10 protein-coding genes are annotated in these 14,334 nt (G+C 65.3%); 5 read left to right on the top strand and 5 right to left on the bottom strand.

The features are described from left to right. Nucleotides 1-47: 47 nt before the first annotated feature. Both BLS97_RS14015 and BLS97_RS14020 read left to right on the top strand, forming a co-directional pair. Entirely contained in the window at nucleotides 48-1,358 is a 1,311-nt protein-coding gene (locus BLS97_RS14015) for an ISL3 family transposase (RefSeq protein ID WP_090475678.1), read from the top strand. A 1,759-nt stretch (nucleotides 1,359-3,117) separates the two neighbouring features. Continuing rightward, complete coding sequence (locus BLS97_RS14020; RefSeq protein ID WP_090476826.1) at nucleotides 3,118-3,456, top strand: hypothetical protein; 339 nt, start codon at nucleotides 3,118-3,120, stop codon at nucleotides 3,454-3,456. A gap of 177 nt (nucleotides 3,457-3,633) precedes the next feature. Here the strand turns inward: BLS97_RS14020 and BLS97_RS14025 are convergent, their stop codons facing one another. Then, entirely contained in the window at nucleotides 3,634-4,767 is a 1,134-nt protein-coding gene (locus BLS97_RS14025; RefSeq protein ID WP_090476827.1) for an FAD-dependent oxidoreductase, read from the bottom strand. Between the two features lie 106 nt (nucleotides 4,768-4,873). Here BLS97_RS14025 and BLS97_RS14030 point away from each other — a divergent pair, with 106 nt between their 5' ends. Further along, nucleotides 4,874-5,452, top strand: coding sequence for a TetR/AcrR family transcriptional regulator (locus BLS97_RS14030; protein WP_090476829.1), 579 nt, complete (start codon nucleotides 4,874-4,876; stop codon nucleotides 5,450-5,452). Between the two features lie 37 nt (nucleotides 5,453-5,489). Here BLS97_RS14030 and BLS97_RS14035 read toward each other — a convergent pair whose 3' ends face one another. The 3 genes from BLS97_RS14035 to BLS97_RS14045 all read right to left on the bottom strand — a co-directional run bounded on the left by BLS97_RS14035 (nucleotide 5,490) and on the right by BLS97_RS14045 (nucleotide 9,942). Then, the gene (locus BLS97_RS14035) at nucleotides 5,490-6,410 is read right to left on the bottom strand and encodes a hypothetical protein (RefSeq protein WP_090476831.1); all 921 of its coding nucleotides are present in this window, start codon (nucleotides 6,408-6,410) and stop codon (nucleotides 5,490-5,492) included. A 73-nt stretch (nucleotides 6,411-6,483) separates the two neighbouring features. After that, nucleotides 6,484-9,504 carry a DEAD/DEAH box helicase gene (locus BLS97_RS14040; protein ID WP_090476833.1) on the bottom strand — a complete coding sequence of 1,007 codons (3,021 nt, stop codon included), beginning with the start codon at nucleotides 9,502-9,504 and terminating at the stop codon, nucleotides 6,484-6,486. Between the two features lie 117 nt (nucleotides 9,505-9,621). Further along, a complete protein-coding gene (locus BLS97_RS14045) occupies nucleotides 9,622-9,942 on the bottom strand; it encodes a hypothetical protein (RefSeq protein WP_090476835.1) in 321 nt (106 codons plus the stop codon). Between the two features lie 397 nt (nucleotides 9,943-10,339). On the opposite strand from BLS97_RS14045, the gene BLS97_RS22915 reads away from it, so the two are divergent. After that, nucleotides 10,340-10,849 (top strand): hypothetical protein, encoded by a 510-nt coding sequence (locus BLS97_RS22915; RefSeq protein ID WP_157695422.1) that lies wholly within the window; start codon nucleotides 10,340-10,342, stop codon nucleotides 10,847-10,849. A gap of 412 nt (nucleotides 10,850-11,261) precedes the next feature. Here BLS97_RS22915 and BLS97_RS14060 read toward each other — a convergent pair whose 3' ends face one another. Then, nucleotides 11,262-13,133: a DUF2075 domain-containing protein gene (locus BLS97_RS14060; RefSeq protein WP_197676179.1), complete on the bottom strand. Its 1,872-nt coding sequence runs from the start codon at nucleotides 13,131-13,133 to the stop codon at nucleotides 11,262-11,264. 168 nt (nucleotides 13,134-13,301) lie between these two features. Here BLS97_RS14060 and BLS97_RS14065 point away from each other — a divergent pair, with 168 nt between their 5' ends. Further along, nucleotides 13,302-14,213: an HNH endonuclease gene (locus tag BLS97_RS14065; protein WP_090482237.1), complete on the top strand. Its 912-nt coding sequence runs from the start codon at nucleotides 13,302-13,304 to the stop codon at nucleotides 14,211-14,213. Nucleotides 14,214-14,334 lie beyond the last annotated feature (121 nt).

A 14,334-nucleotide genomic window follows, 5' to 3' on the forward strand; every position in this document is an offset into this window, starting at 1 on the left:
CTTCCGATGATGGTGGTTCCTACGCCGTCCATCTGGAAGACCTCGACATGGCTGACTCTACTTTTGCGACCCCTGATCTGACCACGTTCGCCCGGCTGGACACGCTCGGTCTGCAGGTGACCGGGCAGTTTCTGGAGCCGGACCGGGCGGTGTTGGCCTGTCGAGCCGTCAAGGGGGACGAGCTGTGTCGGGCGTGTGGTGAGCCCGGCCGGCCGCGGGATTCCACCACCCGGCGGCTGGCGCACGAGCCCTTCGGGTGGCGACCGACGATCCTTTTGGTCACCGTCCGCCGGTTCCGCTGCGACGGCTGCGGTTTGGTGTGGCGGCAGGACACCTCGGCGGCGGCCGAACCGCGGGCCCGGCTCTCGCGCGGCGGGTTGCGGTGGGCCCTGACTGCGCTGGTCTGCCAGCACCTAACCGTCGCCAGGATCGCTGAGGCACTGGGCGTTTCATGGAACACCGCCAACGACGCGGTACTGACCGAGGGCCGGCGGGTGCTGATCAGCGACCCGAGCCGCTTCGACGGGGTCAGGGTCATCGGCGTGGACGAGCACGTGTGGCGGCACACCCGCCGGGGGGACAAATTTGTCACCGTCATCATCGACCTGACCCCGGTCCGGGACCGGACCGGGCCGGCCCGGCTCCTGGACATGGTGGAGGGCCGGTCCAAACAGGTGTTCAAGACGTGGCTGTCCCAGCGGCCCGAGACGTGGCGCACTGGTGTGGAAGTCGTCGCGATGGACGGGTTCACCGGTTTCAAGACCGCCGCCGTGGAGGAACTCGACGAAGTCACCGTGGTGATGGACCCGTTCCACGTCGTGCGCCTGGCCGGGCAATGCCTGGAGCTGTGCCGACGGCGGATCCAACTGGCCACCACCGGCCACCGGGGCCACTCCGGCGACCCGCTGTATTCAGCTCGCCGCACCTTGAGTACCGGCGCCGACCTGCTCACCGAGAAACAGCAACTGCGAATCGCGGAACTGTTCGCGAATGAGCAGCATCTGGCCGTGGAAGCCACCTGGGGCGTCTACCAAATCATGATCAGCGCCTACCGTGACCCCAACCGGGCGGCCGGGAAGAACCGGATCCGGCAGCTGATCGACTCCCTCGCCAGCGGCGTCCCGGCCGCTCTGATCGAGGTCCGCACCCTCGGCCGAACCTTGAGGAAACGAGCCAGCGACATCCTGGCCTACTTCGACCGCCCGGGCACCAGCAACGGACCGACCGAAGCGATCAACGGCCGCCTTGAACACCTCCGCGGCTCCGCGTTGGGCTTCCGCAGCCTCACCAACTACATCGCCCGATCACTCATGGAAACCGGCGGATTCAGACCCGGACTACACCTTCGATTGCGATGAGCCACTTTGGTGTCCGCGGCGCCGCACGCAAGATGGCTGAGCCTGAAAAGATGTCGGAGCCCATATCCTCGTTCGAGGAGGCGCTTGCCGGACATCGAGGCTTCGGTATTTGGCTCAGCCTCCGGCGACGATGCAGCTGCGCCAGGCGCCCACCGCGACCGCTTGGTAGGCGGACGGCGCAAAGAGTTCATGCACGGCAACGGTCAATGTCATTGGTCCCGGGTTGTCGACGCACAGCCAGACTGGGACCTTGGCCCCAAGCTTGGCAATCTCGGGTCCGAATTGAGCTTGGGCGTGGGCGTGGCCTGCTGAGCGAAGACGGCGGATCTGCGGGCGCGCAAACCGGTGTTTGACCGTTCGGCCCAAACGAATCCAACGTCGGCAAAGTCGAGGTTCCCTCATATGGTCAGCCCCCAGGGTTGGCGACCAAACTGCTCCGCCATTCATGCACAACGACTTGCTTGGTCGAGGACGGCCTCAAGGGTCGATTCAGGGTGCCGCTGGCTCCGCTAGATGCTGTCCAGGTAACAGCCCAGTCGGTCGTTGCCGTCACTGACCACTTACCCGATCCTGCCGTGCGGGTGGCAAGAGACTTCCAGTGATACGTATAGCCACATGGGGGGATCACACTTGACGAAACGCCGGGTGGAGCGCTTACACCAGGACCTTCGCATTTGATCGCAGCGACCTCGATGCCTGGATTCGCGGGATCGACAGGTTCACCCATTGACCAAGTGGTCGACTTCAAGGAAGCGACCACAGTGACACTTAAACCGCGGACGGCCACTGTGTAGGAAAGTGGGCCGGGTGTATCGACTGAGAGCCAGACGGGCACCTTGACTGCGATCTTGCCCTCATCAGGCCCGAGCGTGATTCTGGGATTGGGGACTGTCAGCTCGGCCGCTGCCTGCTCGGCGATCACAGAAGGATCGGGTGGAGGTGGGACCACCGGCTGCCCATCCCTCACCCAAATCTCGCTTAGGGTGGCGAAGACAGGCGCTCCCGTATCCGAGTTGATCGCGTCTGGACACGAGACGGCGTAAAGCGTGCCGGCTGAGGGTGGGTCGCCTCCTAACCGCGGATCCCCGGCCGCGGCTTCGATCGGTGTGTACCAGCATGGGTCTGGCTGGCCGGTTCCCTGCTGCTCCGTCCCCGTTGTTGGATTCGGCTGTGTCTGTGCACCGGGTGTGCCGTCTGTGCTGACGACCGTACCAACCGTGCTGCCGTCGCCGATCGTCTCGGCCCCACCAGTAGCGGAAGCATTAGACGTCCGCAGGATGGATAGCCAAACTAACATGCAGCCGACGAAAGCAAGGGCGCGACGTTGTTTCAGCATGGTGTATCGGGCAAGAGCTGAAGTTGCTCAAGTCGCCAATGGCCGTCGCTTCCGCGCACGAACACTCCGTGCACATTTCCGCGAGGAACGCCTCTGCTGCGAACCTTCTTTGTCGACTTGACCATTGATCCGTAGTTACTCGTATTCAGGCAATCACCCATGATAGCGGGCGATTTCCCATTAATTGACGGACCCCAATAGATGCGGTGCTGGACCGATCCGAATGTTGCCCAGCCGTTCTTATCAAAGTCTATTCCGGAATCGATGATTTGTTGCTTTATCGGATTCGCAGTTATCGGTGAAAGAAGGGCCGCACGTGTCGCAGCTGGCCGGTTTCTAACGACTACATACAGATCCCAGAATTGACTCCACACCGCCTGGATCGCCGCCCGATCAGCGATCTCCTGCTTGGAGAGTCCAGCCGTGGAGACGACAGGCAGGGTGGGTTTGGCGGTCGTGGGGCTTTTGGTAGGTGCCTTCGATGTGGATGTCCGACTGCTTGAAGTCGGGGGAGCGGTCCTGCTGGTGGAGGCTCCGGCGGTTGGTGCCGACGAAGTGGGCAGGGTGGTGGAGAGACCAGGCGTCGAGCGGGCCGTGCTGACAACGGCCGACGTGCTCGGGATGCTGACCATCGATCCGCCGGGGGTGAGGGCGACGCTGGAGGGGGTGGCTGTGTTCTCCGAGGTGCATCCGGCCAGCAGGGTTGCGGCCAGAACGGCTCCTGCGCCTGCTTGCGACAATCGGCGACGCCTCGACATGTAGGTTCCCTCCCGTACCGGTCAGAACAGACTGTAACGAATGGACCTGCTGGGACGGAAGCCTTGTCCACATCGTCAAGCTTGCTCATCAGGCAAATCGCCCAAATGGGACGGAGTCGATAGCGACCTCTCCAAGAGTTCGGATGTCAGGGGCGCCCGACGAATCGTCGCGGCAGCCGGTCTACCGATAGTTCAGTTCGGCCAATTCAGTGGCGAGGTTCCGGCGAAATGCCGGCACGTGGCCGAGTAACGGGAGTGCAAAGTTGCGGGCGGCGCGTAGCCCTACGTTGCGGGTCGTGGCAATGCGGGTCATCCGGTCGGTGAACGCGACGACCCGTTGGGCGACCGGCCGGCGTTGCTCTTCGTACCCGCCGAGCTGGTGGGTGGCGAAAGCCCGACCCAGGGCGTATCCATCCTGGATCCCGGTGTTCATACCCTGACCGCCGGCCGGGCTGTGGACGTGGGCCGCATCGCCGGCCAGGAGAAGCCGACCGTCGCGGAAGTGGTCGGCCACCCGATGATTCACCCGGAAACGAGAAGACCATGCCAGGCCGCTGATCCGCCCGCGCCCCGGTGCCCGCTCGTCCAACAGCCGTTGGACGAAGGCGAGGTCGGGGGCGGCCGGGGCCTCATCAACGGTGGCGACGATGCGGTAGTGGCCGCCGGGCAGCGGCGCGACGACGGTGAGCCCGGCGGCGGCGAAGGTCAGGGAGACTTCCAACGCGCCGGCCGACCAGTCCATCGTGACGTCGGCCAGGACGAACGACTCGGCGTACGTGCTGCCGGTGAACCCTATGCCCGACGACTCTCGCACGGCACTGTGCATGCCGTCGGCGCCGACGGCGTAGGCCGCGCGCATGGTGTGCCCGGTGGTCATGGTCAGGGTGACGCCGTCGTCGTCCTGCATCACCGATGCCACCTCATGGGGACGATGCACGTCATGACCCAAGGCCCGCAGCCGAGCGAGCAGGACCGCCTCGGTCTCGCACTGGGCGATCATCAGCGCATACGGGTACGGCGTGGGGAGTCCGCCGAACGGAACGGTGAGCAGCCGGTGGGAACCGTCGCGGACCGTGAACTGCTGGACCTGGAGACCGCGGGAGATCAAGGCCTGCGCCGTGTCGAGCTCGTCCAGAACCTCCAGCGTCCGGGCGTGCACCACGGCGGCCCGCGACGTGTTGGCGCCTTCGGTCAGCCGGTCCAGAAGGACGAACTCGATCCCGGCCGACGCCAGGGTGACGGCCAGGGTCAGTCCGGTCGGACCGGCGCCGACGATGGCCACCTCCGTGCGAGCCGGCAGTGCGGAGCTGTTCATCTCGGGTCTCCTCTCGACAATGCCAACGGATGTTGGCCAACACCTGTTGACATGATGACGCCTGCGACGAAGCGATGTCAACATGCGATGGCCTACAGTTGTTGGCATGGCGGGAGATACACGAGGTGGCCCGGAGAAGCGCTCCGATCGGACGAAGGCCGAGATCCTGCGAGCCGCTCGGGAGCTGCTGGCCGCCCACGGATACGACCGCACGACCATTCGCGCCGTCGCCGCCGAGGCCGGCATCGATCCGTCGATGGTCATGCGGTACTTCGTGAATAAGGCGCAGCTCTTCGACGCCGCGCTGGACATTGACCTGCGCCTGCCGGACCTGTCGGCCGTCCCGCTCGACGAGCTGCCGGCGCTGATCGTCCGCCTCTTCCTCGACCGATGGGAGAGCAACCCGACCGGCGACGCTCTGTTGGTGCTGCTCCGCTCGGCGGTGACCAACGACCACGCCGCGGCTCAGATGCATCAGGTCTTCGCCGAGCAGGTCGCCCCCACGCTGGCTACGGCGCTCGGGCACGACCTCGCCCAGCGGCGGGCCGGCCTGGTCGCGGCGCAGCTTCTCGGCCTGGGGTTGACCCGGTACCTGTTACGCCTCCCAGCCGTGGCGGGGCTCTCCCGGGAGGAGATCGAACACTCCCTCACCCCGGCCATCCGGGCGACCCTCGAACTCGCCTGACGCCGAAGCTCGGGCCGGCGCCCTCCCGAGACGGCCGTCAGGACAGCGGCAGACGCCCCTCACCGATTGCGAACAGCGACCCGGTCAACGCGAGGTCCCCGACGGTGCTGACCCCGCAGAAGGCTTCGGCCGGGGACGTCTGGATGGGGTCGGTCTGGCCGGGGGCGGGATGCCCGGTGACGCCGTGATAGACGACCTTGGCCTCGATCGTGAGCCCGGACGCGCCCTTCAGATCCTTCCGGCCGGTCAGGTAGCGCACGAAATCCTGACAGGAGATGTCCAGGACGGATTGCGCGGGCAGGGCGTCGACCAGTCCGGTCAGGGCGAACAACTCGGCTCGGTGTCGGGATCCGCAGTCGACCGATCGCCCGCCGACCAGATCGTCCGAACAGAGCGTGTACGAATTCGGCAACGTCCCGCCGCTGAACGCCTCGCGCACCGTGCCGATCGCGGGCTTCGGCGAGGTGCCTTCGGTGATGCACGCGATCCAGTCCTGTCCGACTGCTCGCTGCTCCACACTGGGTCCGATCAGGCCGACCGTCCCGACCGGGGCCGGCCGCCACGGGCCGAAGGAGACGCTCTGGTAGTCGCCTCGGTCGTATCTCGGAAGTACCTGGTCGACGGCCAGGTAGCTGCTGGCCGCGCCTTCGCAGAACGTGGCGCTCGGGGCGCGGATTTCGTCGGGCTGGGTGTTGGGAAACGTCAGCGAGTCGGCGTAGATCTGCACGATCTCGCCGTAGTGGGGCGTCGCGCACGAGCCGTAACTGAGCGCCGGGACTTCGCCCGAAGCGCCCGACGACGCCGGGTCGGACAGCACACAATCCCCGACGGTGGGCGGCGGCGCGATGGTGACCGCCTCGGCTTGTCCCGCCACCTGTGTGCCGCCGATGCGTGGCACCGCCGCGGCGACCAGCACGGTGAACAGCAGCAATGCCGCGCCGAGAGGTCGCCGGTCCATGGTCCGACGGTACGTCCGAATGCCGGTGGTTCGCTGCCGAGATCGGCGTGGACGGTCGTGACGACGCAGTGCCTCAGGCCAACAGCTCCCGGATGTCGTCGGTGCTCAGCGTGTTGGCGAAGAGCGCTTCGTCGTCGATGACGAGGTCGAACAGATCGGCCTTGCGTTTCTGCAGGGCGAGCACCTTCTCTTCGATGGTGTCGGTGGCGACGAGCCGGTAGACCATGACGGGTTTGTCCTGCCCGATGCGGTGGGTCCGGTCGATCGCCTGGTCCTCGCGGGCCGGGTTCCACCAGGGGTCGAGCAGGAAGACGTAGTCGGCCTCAGTGAGGTTGAGGCCGAACCCGCCCGCCTTGAGGCTGATCAGGAACACCGGGGCCGTGCCGTTCTTGAACTGATCGATGACGGCGCCGCGGTGCAGGGTGCTGCCGTCAAGGTAGGAGTGCTCGATGCCGGCCTTCTCCAGGCGGGCGGCGACCTTGGACAGATACGACGTGAACTGGCTGAAGACCAGCGCCCGGTGGCCCTCGGCGATCAGGTCGTCGAGCTGCTCGAACAGCGCGTCGAGTTTCGCCGACGGGTACTCGGCGTACTCGTCACCGATCAACGACGCGTCCAGGGCGAGCAGCCGCAGCAGGGTCAGCGACCGGAACACGATGAACTTGTTGCGGTCGTCCTCTTCGTCGAGCAGCTTGAACAGCTTCTGCCGTTCCCGCTGCAGGAACAGCTCGTAGAGGTCGCGGTGCTCGGGCGCGAGGTCCACCCGCAGGATCTGCTCCTGCTTGGCCGGGAGGTCGGCGGCGACCAGCTCTTTGGTGCGGCGCAACAGGAATGGGCGGATGCGGCGCCGCAGCTTGTCGATGCGCTGCCGGCGGGTGGCGGCGTTGACCTCTTCGGCGTGGCCGGCGCCGATGCCGCTGGTGATGCCGGTGTGCGGGTCCTGGATGGGCCGGACGTACTCGCGCTGGAACCGCGGGGCGCTGGCGAACAGGCCGGGAGCGACGATGGCGAACAGGGCCTGCAGATCGGTGAGGGAGTTCTCCAGCGGGGTGCCGGTGACGGCGAGCTTGAACCGTACGGTCAGTTCGAGGGCGGCCTGGTGCACCTTGGACATCGGGTTCTTGACGAACTGGGCCTCGTCGAGGATGAGGGCCGCCCAGCCGGTGGTCTCCGCGATTCGCTCATACACCTCGAAGTCCAGGCGCAGCAACGCATAACTGGTGATGACGATGTCGGCACCCTGGATCGCGTCGGCGATCGGGATCTTGCCGGCGGCCTGGGTGGTGCCGAGCTGAATGACCTTCAGGTCGGGCGTGAACCGCTCGGCCTCGGTGGCCCAGTTCGTCATGACGGACGTCGGAGCGACGACCAGGAACGGCTTGCGCTGCTCGGCGTGGTCGAGGGCGTGCTGCATCAGGGCGAGGCACTGGACGGTCTTGCCGAGGCCCATGTCGTCGGCCAGGATGCCGCCGAGCTGGTGCCGCCACAGGTAGGCGAGCCAGTTGAACCCGTCCTTCTGGTAGGGCCGCAGGGTGGCCTTCAGCGTGGTCGGTGGGTCGATCGGTTGCGGCGTATCGCTTTTCGCGTCCGCCAGTAGTGCGCGCCATTCGACGGCCGGCGTGGCTTCCTCGGCGAGGTCCTCGAAGTCGGACCACATGGTGACGACCTGGTGCGGGCTCAGCGACGGGGTCGGTTCCCACTCGTCGAGGTGCCGGGACTCCTCGATGAGATCGGCCAGTGCCCGCAGCGCCGGGTGCCGCAGAGAGAAGTAGGACCCGTCGACCATCAGCAGCTTGTGCCGGCCCTTGGCCAGCGCCTTGAACAGCGGCAGGAACGGGATGGTCCGGCCCTCGATGGTGACGACGACGCCGAGGTTGAACCAGTCGTTCTTCTCCGACGGGACGGTGGTGATCGTGAGCTCCGGAGTGCCGGTGAGTTCGCGGAAGTTGGGGGCCTCACCGTGGGTTTCGATTCTTACCCCGTCCAGGACGCGTAGTGCGCGAAGCGTCTTGGACGCGAACTCGGCGGCGTCGAGGCCTTTGAGCGTGACGGGCATCGGGACGTCGCGGGGGAGCAGCTCGGTGCCGAGCCAGTCTTCGGGGAGCAGGCCTTCCGGGATGACGTCGGCCAGCGGCGGAGGTGGCGATGATCGGCGGCCACCCTGCCAGCGCCAGCTCAGGCTCAGGGTGTGTTTCGGGGCGTGGGTGACGCCGACGACCAGGATCGGTGGTGGGGGCGGAGGCAGGGTGACGGTCTTGTCCGAGCTCGTCACGTCGATGCGTTCTTGCAGGTCGGGGAGGTAGTTGTCGATGAAGTCTTCGAGGTCGGGTTCCGGGACTGACGTGGGTCTCGTGCGCAGGATGACGATCTGGTCGGGGGTGAGCGGCTCGGTGGCCGGGGCGATGAGGATCTGCCGCGGGGTGGCCGGGTCGATGATGTAGACGCCGTGGTTGCCGATTGCTCTGGCGTGGGTCGCATCGGCTTGCTTGCCGTCGACGTTGAGGCGGGGGCTGACGGTGACGCCCTCGTCGGTGCGGGTGGCGTCGAGGGTGAGGGTGGCTTGCTTCGCACGCTTGACGTCGGCCTTTGCGCCGGCGCCGACGAGTTGGATGCCGAGGGCGCCGGTCTGGTCCAGGAGGGTCCAGAGCACGGGGTTGGCCGACTCGTCGAGGTAGATCCAGTCAGGGTCACGGCCGGGCGCGGTGACGCCCAGGGCACGGTGCAGCGCACCGAACTCGCAGAACCAGCGGTGCTGGTCGACGTCGAGGTTCAATCGGTTGACCAGGTGCTGGATGTTCGTCCAGGTGATGCCCTTCTGGGCCCAGCCTCGGGTGGTCCGGGCTACTGGCCGCACGGCCAGACGATGGTCTTGTCGCAGGTCACCGGTGGCGGGCTTCGCTGCTTTCGAGACTGGGCCGTTCCAGCGGGTGGTACTCCGAGGGATCAGCTCGCGGAGCTCGAACTGCAGAGCGAGGCGGGTGAGGTCCGCGAGCTCAGCTGGCTCGCTCTGGGCCGCCGGCGCCGGCGCATACCCGCGCAGGGCATCGCGCCAGCCCTCGCCGTCGGGAGCAGCTTGCGCCGGAGGGGGTGCCACAGGTCGATTCTCCCCGAGCGCACCGACAGCCGAGACCAGACTCGACTCACCGCCAGATTGTCTCTGATGCGGACGGTTCAATTCCCGCTGCGCAACATCTCGACACGCGGGCCGTCCCTACAGAACGGCCGAGCTGAACTGGCCGAGGATGAGTCGCTGCGCCTCCGTGAGCACCACGCGTCCGGTCCTCTGCGGGAAGATCTCGGCCGCGCTCCAGAGCTCGTTGCGCACGCTCGACGCCACGCCGGCCTTTTGTCCTCGATCGGCTCGGTCGGCAGCGAGCGCCTTGGCACCGAACAGGTACACGTTGTCGACGCACCACGGACGGATGCCGCCGCTGGAGGTCGACGCGGATGACTTCGGCCCGGCCAGGACGAGGTAGAAGTCCGGGCACGACGGCTCGACCGTGTCCAGGATCCTTCGCGCTTGAGATACCACTTCACATTGACGGACTGACCGGCGAGTTCGCCGGTCCGGAACCGTCCGTCAAGGCCAGCGGCATTGGCGGATGGTTCGAGCTCGATATCGAAGACTCGGGCGGCGATCCACTCGCCCAAGTGTCCGGCAGTCATTGGCCGATGAATGATCTGTGCGATTTCGGCATCGATTCGGTTGCGGTGCCGGAGATGCCGGCTGATTGCGGTCAATGCGTCGTCAGTCATGGGTTGAGTGTCGCCCGTGTCGCGCTGGCCTGAACCACCGGCTGGGGGGAGAAATCTCCGGGACCCGCGGCCTCGCTCCGCGGCCACCAGAGGCGGACACCCAGCGAATCGCAGATGTCGGACGAGAGCCCGTCAGCTGGGCGGCGATCGGTGACGAGCCACGCCTGGGTGGCGTGACCCTGCTGGGCCGAGACGAACCGGTATCGCAGAACTTGTCTGAGGCCGAGCCGAAGTTGTTCCCGTTCGTTGAGGTCCGTGATGCCTTTGACTTCGACGATGTGGAGCAAAGAACTCTGTCGCCACACGACATCGGGCTGCTCGCCGAACCAGCCAACAGCTTTGATCGGCCGCTGGCCACCCTCACGGAGCATCTGATGCAGGGCGCGCACGGTTCGGTTGTGGCGGTTTCGCGCCTCACCGACAACCTCCGGATCAATCCTCCTCGGTCCGGACACGACCGCAACGATCACATCGTCGGCCGCGTCATCGGCGTCCTGATCAAGCAAGTCGTAGCGGAGGCGAGGGCGTCCTCATGTCATCTCGATGTCGGGCTGGTCGTGGCCGAAGCCGGTGTCGAACCAAGCCTTGGCCACCGACGACGCCTGATCGTCGAGCTGCACCGGAGCAGCGTTGGCGCCGGTTCGAAAGTCCAGAGCATCCCGAACCTCGTTCCACGAAAATGACAGGGGGCTCGTCTCCTTCAGAACACGCATCTCGACTATGGACTTGTAGATCTCGTTCTCGCGGACTTGCTCGCGAAATCCCCACCGATCCGGCCAGGGCAAGGATCGGTAGTCGTACTCAGCGGAGCTCAAGGAGTCTGACAACGCCACCGCAGTCGCAATGAGGCCACTCCCGGCTTGCCAGAAGAAGAGATCATCACCCGTCTTGAACGGGCGTGATTTTTTCGTCGCCCAGATTCCATCTCCGCGCCCGAGCGCCCAGTTCTCGGAGCTGTCCGCGCCGACAATCAAGATCCATCCAGCCATGCCTCTGTGCCCCTTGTGGGTTCACAGCGGGTGGAGGCATGTCCATCGGGAAGCCTGTCGGGCCGCAGTTCGACGCTGGCGGTGACCGGCTGGCCACCGCCAGGTGTTACGGAAGTAGTGACCGGAGGAAGGCCCGGGTCTCTTCGTCCGTCGAGTAGATGAGGGTGCCGACCATGCCGCGGGTGAGCAGAACCTTGTAGACGTGGCGAACCAGCCGGTCGAAGTCGGAGTCGCCCACCGTGTTGCGAGACCGAAAGTCTGGATCCTTGTTGAACTCGCGCCGGCTCACCCACCGGTCGGCTCGCCATACGAGATCGGGTCCGATGATCACGCCATTCCAGTCGTACTCGAATCCTTGCGCTGTGTACACGCAGCCAACCTGACCGAAACCTTCTGGCTCTGAGGCCCACAGGGCGGCAGGAGGAGCTCCGGGCAGCCCTCGGTCCCCGCGGAGATTCCAGGGGCGCGACCAGCCGCCGATCTGGACATCGGGCACGAGCGAGTGATCAGGTCGCGGGTCGCTCCAAGGCCAGCAGTACCCGGCCGCCATCCGCGCGCCATATCCGGCATTTCGAAACGCAGCGAGGCGGTTCTCAAGCTCGTCGGGAGAATCGACGATGTCCAATTGGAAGGGCGGATCCGGCCGCCACGGAACCGGACGAGCCCCCCGCAGACCGAGGAGTTGCTCGACCCAGCTGATGTACCGCTCGCTGCCGCCGCACCGGAACTGCGCGTCGAGGGTCACGTGAATAGTCGGAAGGCCTATAGCGGAGGCGTGAGCCGTGATCTCGGCAATGGTGCCCATCTCGCCCGGGCGGACGACCTGATGCTGATCGAGGAGGAAGACGGGTACTCGCGCGGCAGCGATCAGCTCGTCGACCTGCGCGCGCCCTGTTCGCTGCTCAGCCTTCGTGTACCGGTTGGCCGACGTCTCTCGGATCCGGTGAGCTTCGTCCAGGATGAGCACGTCCAGGCCGTTGCGCTCGGCATCTATGAACTGGTTGAAGTACTTGAACAGGCTGGATGCTCGGCTTCCTTTGCGGCCGCTCACCTTCCGGAGTGTCACCGTGAATGAACGTGAACCGGTGGCGTGGATCGCTGTCCGGCCGCGTTCAGCCAGTTTGCCGAGCAAGGAGAGGGCGATGACGCTCTTTCCACTGCCGGGACCCCCGCTGATGACGATGACCGACTTGGTGTCGGATCGATGGGCTCTCTCCACGGCGTGAAGCACCATGTCGACGGCGACCTGCTGTTCGTCGAGTAGGACGAACTGCTCGCGCCCGGCGATCTCGTCGGCCGCGACCTTCAGGAGTTGCCGCGAGGGAGCGACCGCGGAACGGAGGAGCTGATCAGCGTAGGGAGCACCGGACACGGCTGGGTCCAGTCGCGATCGCAGGAACTCGAGGAAGTCGCCACGGTCGGCTCCGGTGAACAGACGCCCGGTTGACGACTGCGGGTAGCCCCCCAGGGCATGGCTAACGTCGGATCCGGCATTGTGGAGGTATGCCGCGCCGGCCATCGGATCTGCGTCGTCGTGCAACATCTTGGTGAAATCGCCGAGGTATTCGCAGTAGTGGCGAACTTGCGCCACGGGGTGCAGCTTGGGTCCGCCAGGCATACCGGCCACAGTGACGAGTTCACCGCTCTCATCGAACATCGTGGCGCTGCTCCATTGCTTGAGCTCGACGACCACGTACGACGGCGCACCGGTACGAGGATGACGACCGGCCAGCACCACGTCAGCCCGCTTGCTCGTCAGTGGCAGCCGGTACTCAAGCATCACTTCGACATTGCTCAAGCCAGCGTCGATGAGGTCCTGCCCGAGGATCGGCAGGCTTCCAGCCCAGGAGCGCATCTCCGCTGGTGAGGCGCGATGACCGGTCTGGGACCGCAACAAGTTTGCCAACCGTTCCTCAATCACGGACGGTTGCGCGGACATCTCGGCGAACGCCGCAGCGCGTTGGCGAAGCAGTGACACGAGACGAGCCCCCAGGGCAGCACGAAAGGATTCGTGCGGGTGGGGGACTGTCCGATGATGCTGGATGCCTGTCGGGCCGCGTTTGGGTGATTCTATGCGCTGGGGCCGTCGGCGGGTACTCACCGAGTGTGCAGATCGGTGGCGCTCGGTATGCGGCATGATGTTGTCATGACGGCGGCCCAGACGGAGAACGAGATCAGACACGCCGCATTGCGATGGCTCCTCGACACGAGCCTTGATGGCACGATCCCGCTGACCCGAGACCAGCTCGCCAACGATTTCCTCGTTCAAGGCGAACGCTTCCCCCTCATCGATCGCGGCCGCGGGATCCGGAAGCCCGCCCGGTGGCAGGCGGCGCTCTCGATCACTACGGCAGTGCCGAAATCCGGAGGCCTCCGGCCTTATGAGGACGTCGAGGGTGTCGATGGTCTCCATCGTTACAAGTTGCGTCGCGATGAGAGGGGCTCAGCCGACAATGCCGGATTGCGGGCCGCGCTTTTCCTGGAGGCTCCTATCGCCTGGTTCTATGGAATTGCTCCGTCGCTCTTTCAGGTCATTGCCCCCGTTTACCTGCGAAGCGAAGAGCCCGACCTGGATCAATTCGCGCTGGCCCTTACGGAATCGCAACGCATGGCAAGTCCCGGAAGCATCGTCGAGGAGCGACTGCGGCAGTACCTGATCAGTGAGACGAAACGACGACTACACCAGCCAGTCTTCGCAAGCCAGGTGATGCTGGCCTACGCGGACCGGTGTGCAGTCTGTGCGCTGAACCACCGCGAGCTTCTGGATGCCGCACACATAGTTCCCGATTCAAAGCCCCATGGGCTGCCGATCGTCACCAACGGTCTCGCGCTCTGCAAAATCCATCATGCAGCCTACGACTCGAACATTCTTGGCATTCGGCCGGACTACGTTGTTCAAATCCATGACCGGCTTCTGTACGAGATCGATGGCCCCATGCTGCAGCACGGTCTGCAGAGCCGACACGGTCAACGCCTGATGTCTCTGCCGATAAGGACACGGGATCTGCCGGATCTTGATCGTTTGGCTGAGCGTTTTGATGAGTTCAAAGCGTCGTAGAATTTTTCCTTTCCCTTCTGTCAATGGCCTGTGGCACTGTTCTTGGCGAGAGATAGAAGGTGCGATGCGAAGAGTTTATCTTCGACTGGCAATCTTCTGATGGCCAGCGACCCTAGCTGAG

The organism is Nakamurella panacisegetis, assembly GCF_900104535.1.
GTDB lineage: Bacteria > Actinomycetota > Actinomycetes > Mycobacteriales > Nakamurellaceae > Nakamurella > Nakamurella panacisegetis.

Coding starts and splice junctions, on each gene's coding strand:
- BLS97_RS14015 (WP_090475678.1), top strand. CDS start 48: ATGGCTGACTCTACTTTTGCGACCCCTGATCTGACCACGTTCGCCCGG.
- BLS97_RS14065 (WP_090482237.1), top strand. CDS start 13,302: ATGACGGCGGCCCAGACGGAGAACGAGATCAGACACGCCGCATTGCGA.
- BLS97_RS14025 (WP_090476827.1), bottom strand. CDS start 4,767: ATGAACAGCTCCGCACTGCCGGCTCGCACGGAGGTGGCCATCGTCGGC.
- BLS97_RS14030 (WP_090476829.1), top strand. CDS start 4,874: ATGGCGGGAGATACACGAGGTGGCCCGGAGAAGCGCTCCGATCGGACG.
- BLS97_RS14035 (WP_090476831.1), bottom strand. CDS start 6,410: ATGGACCGGCGACCTCTCGGCGCGGCATTGCTGCTGTTCACCGTGCTG.